The organism is Halorubrum ejinorense (assembly GCF_055389685.1).
This window is the reverse complement of record NZ_AP043777.1, coordinates 1727865-1736777: the sequence shown is the minus strand read 5'-3', so window position 1 is coordinate 1736777 and position 8913 is coordinate 1727865. Positions and strand designations below refer to the sequence as shown.

The following is an 8913-nucleotide window of genomic DNA, read 5'->3' as shown; positions in this document are numbered from 1 at the left end:
ATAATTACGATGGCTATTCGAAACGCCTCGATTAGTGTTTCAGCATTCATATCGACCACTCGCCGGCTCTTCAACCGACGACGAGAATAGAGGGGTACTGAAAACGCATATAAACCCCAGCGCCGGGGCCTGGAGCATCCGATTCTCCTTGTCCCAACAACGCGGCTTTCAGAGAGATGCCGCAGGCTACGCGTCGCCCTGCTCGAAGTCGTCGGCGAGCTCACGCGTCTCCTCGACGATCGACTGCTCGACCTCGGCCTCGGGCACCTCGATCGCGGCCTCGATCGTCGGCACGGTCACCTCGGGGACGTCGACGTCGATCGAGTAGGGGATCGCGAGCTGGTGTGGCGCGAGGTCCGCCGGCTCGGTCTTCCGCTGGCGCTGCTCACCCGAACGCCAGTCGAGGATGAGGTACCCCTCGAACGTCTCTGTCTCGGCGTCAGGCATCGTTCCCCTCGTCGATTTCATCGAGCCTCCTCTCAAGCTCCGACTCGATCCGCTGCTTGAGGTCTCGGAGGTTCTCAACATCTCTGTCGGCAGAACCCTGCTCGGCCTTTTTGACCTCCTTCTCAATACCAGAGATCATCTCACGGGCACCCTCGATGTCTCGAGGATCCTCTACCAGCTCGTAGAGCCCCGGTGCGACCTTCTCTACGTGGCCGTGTTCGACGAGCCGCTTCAGCCGCTCGCTCGCGTATGTCCGGGAAACGTCCAGTTCCTCAGCCGCGTACTGTGGGGTCACCCGGCCCCCGCGGAGGACGTCAAGAACGGCGTTATCGGTATCATTGAGATCAGCGGGCGTTAGCACACCTGTGACTGACGTAGCCATATCCCTACAATGTAGCGATAGCAGTAAGTAACTTACGGCAAGACGCACCGTATTATAGACTACAATACGTTAACTATAAGTGGACAGCGAATAGAGTATGAGGTAGGAAGCACGGGAGTGGTCGCCTCAGAAGGTGGCCCGGGGTGTTGGAGCACCCCTGACCGTGCTGTCCACTAACGACAGCATGTCCGCAAACACAACCCAATCCCAAAACGGTAGCGCTCCGGACTTTCACGACCTGGAAGGCCCGCGAGCGATCTCGGAGGCAGCGATCAGCCAGATGAACCAGCCTGACGTCGAGCCCGCCGACGGCGAGGTCCGCTGCTACGCCGTCGCTCGCGTCAACGGCGTCATCGACTACAACGACGACGACCTCGGCTTCGCGACCGGCGCCACGGTCCTGTACATGAGCGCCGACGCACAGGTCGCGTACGAACGCCGGTACTACGTCGACGAGGGCGAGTGGGCCGACATCGACGCGGTCGACACCGCCGCCGTCGACGGCCACCCCGAGCCGACCGTCGCGATGGTCTCGCGCTTCGGCGACGTCCTCCAGCGGCACCAGGAGGTGAGCGCCTGATGTCGCGCCTCAGTCGCACTGCTCGCAAGGAGCTTTCGAAGCACCAGTCGCCCTACGTGTCGGGCTTCGACTCGCTGCTCGGCGACGTTGTCCACGACCACTTCGCCGAAGACGAGCAGCTGAACGCGCTTGCCGCCGCCTGCGCCGACGCCGAGGAGGCGCTAGAGATCCGCGAAGAGAGCCTCGACGAGTCGGACCCAGTCTCGACCGCCATGGAGACGTCGGTCGGCAAGCTCATTTGGGCGATCGAGAAGCGTGCTCGCGAGCGCGTGGCCGAGCTCTGCGAGGAGGTCGCGACCGAGGCCGACGCAGCGTGGCTCGACATCCACGACGAAGAAGAAGTCCGAGCGGCCCACGCCGAGGCTCGGGAGTGGCTCTCGGTGAACACGAACGCGGCCGAGCGCGCCGGCGTGGACTACGGCGACGCACTGCCTGATGTCGACGAGCTGCTCGAGGCCGAGGAGGTGAGCGCGTGATGCGGAAACCGGACTTCAACGGATCGTCGAAGGAGCTCCCGAGTGAATCGGATCACCTCGACGAGTCTGTGTACTGCGTGAACTGTGGGAATATCTTCGTCTGGGCGCCCGATCGCGACTGCCCGACGTGTACGGTCGCGAAGATGCTCGACGAGGCAGAGGGGGTGACCACCGATGCCTGAGGGCGCTGTCGACGCCGACTTCGACGACGCCGAGCCTTCGTACGAGGAGCGCGTCGCCGACGCACTCGCGAACGTCCGGACCGAGCCCGTTTCGGGCGGCGTCGCGATCGACATCGTCACCCGGCAGGCCGTGTTCGTCCGCCAGCAGAAGTACGACGACCTCGAGGCGCACTACGAGGCCGAAGGGTACGACCTCGCGACGTACAAGATGCACGCGTACCTGCCCGGGATCGACGTCGAAAACGCCGTCTACGAGTGCGTGTACGTCGACGGCAACCCGCAGAACGCGCACAAGCCCGGGAAGACCTACGACTTCCCCAGCGCGCGGCTGATGCATCTACCCGTCGAGCAGGCGTGGGGCGACATGGAGGTCGGCGATGTCTAAGGCCGACGCTGTCGACGCCACCACCGGCCCTGGAACGTTCGACCAGCGGGCGGCGAAGGCGCTCACCGAGAGTATGACCGTCCTCGACGAGCGGCTCGAGCAGGACCTCCGCGACGAGGAGTTCCTCGTCGTTACGCCGACCGGGACGTACACCGTCGACGCGATCGCGGAGACGTGCGACTGCCCGGACGCGCTCCACCGGGGCGCCCGCTGTAAGCACCAGCGCCGTGTCGACTACGCCCGCGGCGCCGTGCCGATCCCGGGCTGGGTCGACCGGTCGGCGATCGACGAGCAGCTGGGCCAGCACCTCGCAGCGAGCCCGCGCATCGCCACGGCCGACGGTCGGACGGAGGTGTTGGAGGCGTGACGGAAGACGAGATGGGTCACGCCTCGTCGGTCGCCGAGCAGCTTCGGCAGGCTGAGGAGGACGACGACATCCCCGCGTCGAGCGCCGACCGGAGTTCAATCCGGCTCGCCGTCGACGGTGAGCTGCTGAACATCAACAACCCGATCGACTACCTCGTGATGCTACTTTTGGAGGGCAAGCGGTACGACGGCGCGTGGGACGGCGACCAGGAGGCCGTCGCGAAGTACGCGATCGCCACGTGGTGTCAGGAGATCGGCTGGGCACCGGATCTCACCGGCTACGAGCCCGGAGAGGTGGTCGGCCTTGGCGATGAGATCCCGTACCTCGACGCAGCGTTCTACGACCACGCCGTCGACGACGTCCAGGAGGACGACGATGCCTAACCTCGTCGAGCGCGCAGGTGTCGTCGAGGCCGGCCAGACGTGGCGCTGCGACGAGTCCCGGGCCGACCCTGAGGACGTGCCCGAGCCGCACGACGTCCCACTGTGGGAGCCGCAGCCGCGCTTCACCACCGTGGTCGACCGCGTGGAAGACGACTACGTCGAGCTCACCGTCTCGACCGGGAACTCCCACCCGCGGACGCCGGCGTTCGGCGCCGAGATGGTGTCGACGGTCGAGGCGCTGACGAGCGATCCGCGGTGGTCACTGGTTGAGGATCGGGAGGTGGACGATGTCGAATGAGGGCCTCCCGACGATCGCCTACGAGACCGAATCGGGTGAGCGTCGGCGCGTCCGCTACGAGCGCGTTCCGGGAGAACCGTGGCACGCCGAGCGGCACGTCGACCGGTGGGATGACGAGGAGGGTGAGTGGGCGCCCTGTGGCGGCGAGGCGCTGTCCGAGCTGGTGATCGACGACGAGCATCGTGCCGCGGTGACCGTCACGGAGGGGCCCTGAGATGCGCGGCCTTCGAACTCTCGCGGCGGACATCCTCGAGGAGGCTGCCCGTAGTCGGCGAGCCTCCAGTCGGTCGAGCGCAGCGGTCGGGCGCATTCTCCGACACCTTGGCGCCGCGAAGGTGTTCGAGCGCGCTGCCGGGTGGCTTCGCGTCGACGACCAGGAAGAGAGCGCGGAGGGCTCGCGATGAGCCTGCGCTCGTTCGCTGACCGGGAGACACACTTCCGCATCGTTCCCTCGGGTAGTCCGCCGAGCGTCGACGGGCTCGCGATTACCGAGCCGAAGTTCATCGAGTGTACCGAGTGCGAGGCTCGCGTCCGTATCGACGGTCCCGACGGCCACCAGACGACGATCGACAACCTGCCGCACGACCGCGACTGCCCGCAGCGTGACGTCGTCTCGCAGTACTACCGAGACCAGTTCGTTCGGTAGCTCACGCGCTTATTTCGGTTATTTTATTAGACGACCGTAGGATCGTTCGCAGGTATGGCCCTCCAACTTAGCCATGCGGTTAGCGACGGTATTCGGCGTATCTTCACCCGGACTGGTGGAGTCCTCTTCCTCGGGCTCCTTGCCATCCAGATCGGAACACAAACAATGGTTAATACAGCGATCCTCGGATTTCTTCCTCCTGAGGTAGCAACCGAATTTCGCAGCAACGTCGGGCTCGTACTTCCGATCTCAGGCGAGATCGCACTTGCGGCGCTGGGCGTACTTGTTCTCCTGAGTTCGGCGTATTTCGTCGTCTTGTCACGGACGTTTGCGCAACCGCTCAGCGAGGCCGGGTCGTTCCCCGCTTCGGTGACGAAGCGACTCGGCCGCGCCTCCGTTATCGCACTGGTCGGCGGAGTACTCGTCACAATTATGGTCATGATTGGATCGGTTTTCTTCCTGATCCCAGGGCTGTTCTTGGCCGCCTCGTTCCTGTTTTTCATCTTCGTTGTCGCTGTCGAAGATGAAGGCGTGATCAGCTCCCTGAAGCGAAGTTGGGGGTTAGCTCGTGGCTCTCGACTTCAGCTCGGTGTCCTCGTGTTTGCGTCCGCGCTGTTCGGTGGGGTTATCGGCGCCATCGCGCCCCTGTTAACCCTCGCTGGCCTCTCGGTTGCGGCCGATCTCGTCATTGTCGTCTTCTCGGCAGTGTTTTTCCTCCCCTACTACGCGATCATCGCCGCGGCATACCTCCAGTTGCGTGATGGACAGTCCCGATCAGATAAGCCGACAACTGGCCCTGTTGATGCCTCACAGACACAGAAGCTCTAACTGATAGCACCGCGGCACCAGGTGTATCGACCGGTGGGACACTTTCAGTTCCACCCCGGAAGCGAGGCCCCGCTTTATTACCCCACTCCGCGTCAGCAGTCACCAGTATGATACGTCGTCCGGAAGTCTTCGACGACGAGACCCCGCCACCCGACCTCCGGCATCGCGAGGCGCATGTCCAGGAGCTCATCCGGCTCCTCCACCGAGCGCGCTCCGACCACGATCAGGGCGCGTTGCTGGCGGGTCCGAGTGGTGTCGGGAAGACAGCGCTCGGGCGAACCGTCCTCGAGGAGTTCGCTCGCGAGTTCGGCACGCGCTGGGCGTGGATCCAAGCGCTCGGCACGACCACGGGCGAGCTCTTCCGCATGGCTATCCGCGGCGCCGGCGGGACCGTCGCCGACAACGCGCCGAACGATGAGCTCTCGGATCGACTCCGGGAGACGCTCGGGAGCGATGAGCTCTTCCTCCTGCTCGACGAGGCCGACGACGTCGCCGGGACAGATGCGGTCGGCCAGCTGACCGCCGTCCCCGGTGTCGAGGTCGTGGTGATCTGCCACGAGCCAGACGATTGGCTCGCTCGTGCCGACTCGGGCGTCCGCCAGTACCTCCACGGCGGGCGGATCGAACTCGACCGATTCGGCGTCGACGAACTCGCGGACATCCTTCGCGACCGGGCGCGTGTCGGGCTCGTCGACAACGTGGTCACACGCGCGCAGCTGGAGACGATCGCCGACGACGTCGCCGGCGTCGCTCGCGAGGGCATCCAGACGCTGTGCGCGGCCGCCGAGATCGCGGTCGAACGCGAACACGGACGTATACACGACGCCGATGTCGACGACGCCTACGAGCGCGCTCGGTCGAGCATCCGGGAAGCAAACCTTCACTCACTCCCATTCCACCATCGCGTCCTCTACGAACTGATTCGCGACGCTGGCGAGATTACCGGTCGCGAGCTAAACCAGCGATACGAGGCGGTCGAGGAGCGCGTGTACGCGAACCGAGAGCGGACGCCCATCAGCCGTCGCGACCGACGAAACAAACTCGACAAGCTCCGCGCGTACGACCTTGTCGAGCGGGAGCGGCTTGATCACCGATGGTTGTACTCTGCCGTCGATTCATCCCTCGAATCATGTCATACCATTACTTCAATTCCTCCAGTTAACCAAGCTTAGTGGTCCGGATACAGATCGTAAACAACACTGGTTGATTTGTCTTCCAGAAGTACTTTGATTCTTGGAGCAAGAGATTTGGTAAGTGATGAGTGCGGCTGAGCGTGAGGAGATCGATAAGATTCTGGAAGGCCTCGCGCTAGCCGTAGCTGAGTCTGACTCAATTGAACATGAGAAGGCAACCAACTTCGGCGAGGTGAAAATCCAGAAGTTGGTCTATATGGCCGCTGACGAATTTGATATTCCTATCACCTATAGCTGGTATCTTGCTGGTGCTAAGTGTAAAAGTCCGGACGTGTCTGCGACAAATTACGAAGGGAAATATGAGACAGTCTCTCCGGACACAATCGACAATGCCCAGTTTATCGACAGCCAGCGGTCGTACTCGGCTGAAGCCGATGTGCGGAAATATGCTGGATACTTCAAGAGAGAGTTCAACCTCGCACAGGATGTCCTTTTTGAGAGCCGCACGTCGTTCTTGGGCGATTTCTACGAGGAGTACTCACCCACGAGATTTGCTCAGGTCTACAAGCACAGTCTGTCGTTGAGAACGCTTCTCAGAAAAACCATCTCTCAGCTACAGGAATACGTCGAATCTAGTGGCGGCGGGACTGCTCAGGCAGGCCTATCTGCATTTGGTCAGGAACAGAGAATTAGTGCGCCAGATCACTACGCTGAGGTCCAGAAAATAGTCTCTGAGATTCACCTCTCGATGGGTGCTGACGAGGATCTAAAAGAGACGATTCCGTATTTCCGTCAGTTCACAGATGTTCTTGAGGATATGTATCTCCAACTGTCAAAACTTGATGTTCGTGATCTGACTGAGGAACACCTTTCAGCGTTCAAGGATGCCCAGAATACCCACTACTATGATGCTTGGAAGGTACCTGGTCTCGTTATTTCTCAGGAGACAGCTATGGGCCCAGAGGCTGATGAACTCCGCTTAGAGAGGGCAAGGGAGTTAGAACGTCATCTTAATGAGTACGACGAGGAGATCGCGAATTTCAGGGAGCGTGTCGTTGAGCGCGGGCTACTACCCGATCACACTGGTTTCCCTGACCACGATGGCACACTCGATGACTCTTTAAATCAGCTAGAGCGGGAGTATATCTCTGACTAATAATGTCGCTCAACGGGTCCTCAATTCCACCAGACATATTCTTTGACACATCCGTACTAGTCGATTTTGTCCTTCCTGATGGCGACAGAGGCTCTAGAGACCTAATTATGAACGAGGAGTTACAAGTCATAATTAGCTCCAAGGTTGAGTCAGAATTTAACGAAGTCCCCGAGCGAAAAGCGAAGCTGTATGCTGATGTCGTTGATTACCTCATCTCAGGCGGTGAGCTAGAAGAATTCGACGAAGCCGATCTCAGCTCTAACGATCGAGGTACTTTTGATGATATCCAAGATGCGTTCGAGGATGTTGATCGTACAACGGTACTAAGCAGGTTGCGTGAACGGCAGAGAGAGATCAGCAAACGGAAAGAGTTCATCGAGAATCGTATTGATCAAATAACTCCACGATCCAATAATTTGGAGCTGTTGTTCTCCTTATCATCAGCGATTGGCAATGAGGATGATTGCCAAGTTGTAGCTGATGCCTCAAATTGGTCGGAGAACGGAGGAAGCGGTTATCTGACGACTCTTGACTATAACCACCTCATCAACTATGACGACGAAATTAACTCAGCAATATCAGAACACCAACCAGGGGGAGAACTGATAATCAGACCCCCGTCGGCAGAGTAGCGGGCTAGGCCTCGGACTAATAGCCCCGGAAGTACGGCCCCCTTTTACCGTTCATCCACCCGTCGGCTGAGGTATGCCCTCACAGGCTACCCGCACACGGACGACGGTCGACATCACCGAACTCGGCTTCGACGCTGACGACGTCGACGTCTCGGTCGCGGTCGACGAGCACGACGACGGGACGATCGTCGAGGTCGAACACGACAGCGAGGCGTGGACGCTCACCTTCAACGAGTACGGTGAGCTTCAGAACACACCGAGTCGGTCGCCGCCGCGGTGGCTCGGCCCGGCGATCAAGAAGGCGGCCCCCGGACTGCGGGTGTGCTGATGCCCGTCGAGATCGACCGGTCGGGGCCTGGTCGGTGGCGCTACACCTGTCCGCGCGGTCACATCCGGTGGAAGCATCGAGAGGAGAGCTTCTGGTGTGTCCCCTGCGATCGGACGCCGGAGTACGAGAGCGGTCGCTACTACACGATCATCGACCAGAAGAACCGTATCGAGCTCCCGTTCGAGGAGGTGCGTGTCGCGTGAGGCTACTCGACCGGCTCGAGCTCGGCCGCGTCGAGCTCCTCGTCCAGGTAGGCACGGCCGTCATCGGTGAGACGGTAGAGGCCGCGCGAGATCCGCTCAACAAGTCCGTAGCGGCGGAGGACAGAGAACCGATCACCGGCGTAATCGCTCACGGCGACCCCGAAGTCGTCGACCGCACGCGGAGTAAGGTTGCCCTCATCCCGCATCAACTCCAGGATCTGATCGTCGACCGGCTTCATCCAGTCCGCGCGCTGTCGCACACACGCGGTTCGAGTACTGACCCCCATATCTCTAGCGGTGTGGGTGTTGATACACTCTACTCCGGTTTAACTATTCCCGTAAGTAGAGTATAATCTCCCTATTAGGGAGAAACTATTTGTAATGGGTGGCCTAATCACAGGTTGACCTGGCCTTCGCGGGAGCAAAACCCGCCGGCGCTGGAACGCCGACGGCCGGGTCCCCCAGCGAGCCCCTCTCACGAGGGGAT

18 protein-coding genes are annotated in these 8913 nt (G+C 61.0%); 15 read left to right on the top strand and 3 right to left on the bottom strand.

Annotation, left to right across the window (positions count from 1 at the left end; translation table 11 throughout):
- Positions 1-186 precede the first annotated feature (186 nt).
- The gene (locus tag ACZ5KW_RS10000) at positions 187-447 is read right to left on the bottom strand and encodes a hypothetical protein (protein WP_343777701.1); all 261 of its coding nucleotides are present in this window, start codon (positions 445-447) and stop codon (positions 187-189) included.
- Positions 440-829, bottom strand: coding sequence for a helix-turn-helix transcriptional regulator (locus ACZ5KW_RS09995; RefSeq protein WP_343777700.1), 390 nt, complete (start codon positions 827-829; stop codon positions 440-442). Before ACZ5KW_RS09995 ends, ACZ5KW_RS10000 begins: the two co-directional genes overlap by 8 nt.
- A 280-nt stretch (positions 830-1109) precedes the next feature.
- On the opposite strand from ACZ5KW_RS09995, the gene ACZ5KW_RS09990 reads away from it, so the two are divergent.
- The 15 genes from ACZ5KW_RS09990 to ACZ5KW_RS09920 all read left to right on the top strand — a co-directional run bounded on the left by ACZ5KW_RS09990 (position 1110) and on the right by ACZ5KW_RS09920 (position 8426).
- Positions 1110-1409 (top strand): hypothetical protein, encoded by a 300-nt coding sequence (locus ACZ5KW_RS09990; RefSeq protein ID WP_343777698.1) that lies wholly within the window; start codon positions 1110-1112, stop codon positions 1407-1409.
- Positions 1409-1885 carry a hypothetical protein gene (locus ACZ5KW_RS09985; RefSeq protein WP_343777697.1) on the top strand — a complete coding sequence of 159 codons (477 nt, stop codon included), beginning with the start codon at positions 1409-1411 and terminating at the stop codon, positions 1883-1885. The genes ACZ5KW_RS09990 and ACZ5KW_RS09985 overlap by 1 nt, the downstream gene beginning before the upstream one ends.
- A complete protein-coding gene (locus ACZ5KW_RS09980; protein WP_343777696.1) occupies positions 1885-2067 on the top strand; it encodes a hypothetical protein in 183 nt (60 codons plus the stop codon). The genes ACZ5KW_RS09985 and ACZ5KW_RS09980 overlap by 1 nt, the downstream gene beginning before the upstream one ends.
- Complete coding sequence (locus tag ACZ5KW_RS09975; RefSeq protein ID WP_343777695.1) at positions 2060-2452, top strand: hypothetical protein; 393 nt, start codon at positions 2060-2062, stop codon at positions 2450-2452. The genes ACZ5KW_RS09980 and ACZ5KW_RS09975 overlap by 8 nt, the downstream gene beginning before the upstream one ends.
- Positions 2445-2819, top strand: coding sequence for a hypothetical protein (locus ACZ5KW_RS09970; protein WP_343777693.1), 375 nt, complete (start codon positions 2445-2447; stop codon positions 2817-2819). The genes ACZ5KW_RS09975 and ACZ5KW_RS09970 overlap by 8 nt, the downstream gene beginning before the upstream one ends.
- Positions 2816-3202, top strand: coding sequence for a hypothetical protein (locus ACZ5KW_RS09965; protein WP_343777691.1), 387 nt, complete (start codon positions 2816-2818; stop codon positions 3200-3202). Before ACZ5KW_RS09970 ends, ACZ5KW_RS09965 begins: the two co-directional genes overlap by 4 nt.
- Entirely contained in the window at positions 3195-3500 is a 306-nt protein-coding gene (locus ACZ5KW_RS09960) for an SNF2/RAD54 family helicase (RefSeq protein ID WP_343777690.1), read from the top strand. Before ACZ5KW_RS09965 ends, ACZ5KW_RS09960 begins: the two co-directional genes overlap by 8 nt.
- Positions 3490-3714 (top strand): hypothetical protein, encoded by a 225-nt coding sequence (locus tag ACZ5KW_RS09955; RefSeq protein ID WP_343777686.1) that lies wholly within the window; start codon positions 3490-3492, stop codon positions 3712-3714. The genes ACZ5KW_RS09960 and ACZ5KW_RS09955 overlap by 11 nt, the downstream gene beginning before the upstream one ends.
- A 186-nt stretch (positions 3715-3900) precedes the next feature.
- Positions 3901-4146, top strand: coding sequence for a hypothetical protein (locus tag ACZ5KW_RS09950; protein WP_343777684.1), 246 nt, complete (start codon positions 3901-3903; stop codon positions 4144-4146).
- A 54-nt stretch (positions 4147-4200) separates the two neighbouring features.
- Positions 4201-4974 carry a DUF7847 domain-containing protein gene (locus ACZ5KW_RS09945; protein WP_343777682.1) on the top strand — a complete coding sequence of 258 codons (774 nt, stop codon included), beginning with the start codon at positions 4201-4203 and terminating at the stop codon, positions 4972-4974.
- A 107-nt stretch (positions 4975-5081) separates the two neighbouring features.
- Complete coding sequence (locus tag ACZ5KW_RS09940; protein WP_343777680.1) at positions 5082-6146, top strand: Cdc6/Cdc18 family protein; 1065 nt, start codon at positions 5082-5084, stop codon at positions 6144-6146.
- Positions 6147-6231: 85 nt separating this feature from the next.
- Positions 6232-7263 carry a DUF8098 family protein gene (locus tag ACZ5KW_RS09935; RefSeq protein WP_343777678.1) on the top strand — a complete coding sequence of 344 codons (1032 nt, stop codon included), beginning with the start codon at positions 6232-6234 and terminating at the stop codon, positions 7261-7263.
- A 2-nt stretch (positions 7264-7265) separates the two neighbouring features.
- Positions 7266-7895, top strand: coding sequence for a DUF8169 family protein (locus ACZ5KW_RS09930; RefSeq protein ID WP_343777676.1), 630 nt, complete (start codon positions 7266-7268; stop codon positions 7893-7895).
- A 73-nt stretch (positions 7896-7968) separates the two neighbouring features.
- Positions 7969-8223 (top strand): hypothetical protein, encoded by a 255-nt coding sequence (locus tag ACZ5KW_RS09925; protein ID WP_343777674.1) that lies wholly within the window; start codon positions 7969-7971, stop codon positions 8221-8223.
- A complete protein-coding gene (locus tag ACZ5KW_RS09920; RefSeq protein WP_343777673.1) occupies positions 8223-8426 on the top strand; it encodes a hypothetical protein in 204 nt (67 codons plus the stop codon). Before ACZ5KW_RS09925 ends, ACZ5KW_RS09920 begins: the two co-directional genes overlap by 1 nt.
- A gap of 2 nt (positions 8427-8428) precedes the next feature.
- Here ACZ5KW_RS09920 and ACZ5KW_RS09915 read toward each other — a convergent pair whose 3' ends face one another.
- The gene (locus ACZ5KW_RS09915; RefSeq protein ID WP_343777899.1) at positions 8429-8665 is read right to left on the bottom strand and encodes an ArsR family transcriptional regulator; all 237 of its coding nucleotides are present in this window, start codon (positions 8663-8665) and stop codon (positions 8429-8431) included.
- Positions 8666-8913: the final 248 nt, after the last annotated feature.